At 64.8% G+C, this 1,331-nt stretch carries 1 protein-coding gene; it reads right to left on the bottom strand.

Going from position 1 to position 1,331, the window contains the following annotated elements; genetic code table 11:
• Positions 1–27: 27 nt before the first annotated feature.
• A protein-coding gene (locus O3Q52_RS53135) for an IS3 family transposase (protein WP_269655554.1) occupies positions 28–1,280 on the bottom strand; the annotation gives its coding sequence in 2 pieces (ribosomal slippage) (positions 28–998 and positions 998–1,280; 1,254 coding nt in all).
• Positions 1,281–1,331: the final 51 nt, after the last annotated feature.

The following is a 1,331-nucleotide window of genomic DNA, read 5'->3' as shown; positions in this document are numbered from 1 at the left end:
TGAACCGCCCCGGGTTCGGTAGAGATCTCAGATTGTGGTTGTGACCTGGGGTTTCGTGGATTCCATGTAGTGGTTGGCCTCGTACTCGACGGGTGGAACGTGGCCTATCTCACCGTGGAGGCGCCGGTGGTTGTACCAGTCGACCCACTCGGCGGTGGCCAACTCGACCTGGGAGAGCGACTTCCAGGGACGCTGGGGTTTGATCAACTCGGTTTTGTACAGGCCGATCGTCGATTCCATCAGGGCGTTGTCGTACGCGTCCCCGACTGATCCAATACTCGCTGCGATGCCGGCCGCGTCGAGGTGTTCGGCGAGGCGGAACGACGTGTATTGCGACCCGGCATCGGAGTGGTGGATCAGTTGCCCCGGAGTGTGCCGGCGGTCCTCGCGGTCGCGCTGCCACAGGGCCATCTCCAGTGCATCCAGGACGAGTTGGGTCTCCTTGGAGGTGGAGGCGGACCAGCCGACGATGCGCCGGGAGAAGGTGTCCACGACGAAGGCGACGTAGACGACACCGCTCCAGGCGGCGACATGCGTGAAGTCGGCCACCCAGCAGCGGTTGGGGGCACGGGCGACAAAGTCGCGGTCGAGAAGGTCCGGGGCCCGCCCGGCGGCCGGATCGGTGATCGTCGTGATCACCTTCTTGCCGCGGACGGCGCCGGTGATGCCGAGTTCGCGCATCAGACGCTCGATGGTGCAGCGGGCCACCGTATGTCCCTGCCGGTTCAGCTCGCGCCAGATCTTCCGGGCCCCGTAGACACGGTAGTTGGACGTGTAGACCTCCTGGATCCGTTCTTTGAGTTCCTCATCGCGCACGGAACGGGCGGAGGGAGCTTCAAGGCGTTTCTTGTGGGCGTAGTACGTGGAAGGGGCGATCTTGCAGTCGTGCTCGGTGAGCGTCCTGCAGATCGGCTCGACGCCGCCGAAGCGGTCCCGGTGCTCGTCGATGAACGCTACGAGCGTGTGTGTGGCCGGTCGAGCTCGGCCGCGAAGAAACTCGCCGCGGCCTTCAGGATCTCGTTGGCCCGCTTGAGTTCGGCGTTCTCCTTCTTCAACGCCTTGAGCTGGGCGGACTCCTCCGTCGTCGTCCCCGGACGCTGGCCCGCGTCGATCGCGTGCTGCTTCACCCAGTTCCGCAGCGTCTCGCGGGAGCCGATGTCGAGCTTCTCTGTCACCGCCTGCAAGGCGGCCGTCTCGTTCGGGTAGTCGTCGCGCACTTCGGCGACCATGCGCACCGCACGACGGCGGAGCTCAAGCGGGTAACGGGAAGGTCGTGCCATGACTCGATCCTTTCATGAAATCGAGTCTCCATTCGAGCCGGGGCGGTTCAG

Source organism: Streptomyces sp. ActVer, from assembly GCF_027270795.1.
Lineage (GTDB): Bacteria > Actinomycetota > Actinomycetes > Streptomycetales > Streptomycetaceae > Streptomyces > Streptomyces umbrinus_A.
Note: the sequence above shows the minus strand (reverse complement) of the source record. Positions and strands in the feature narration are given on the sequence as shown.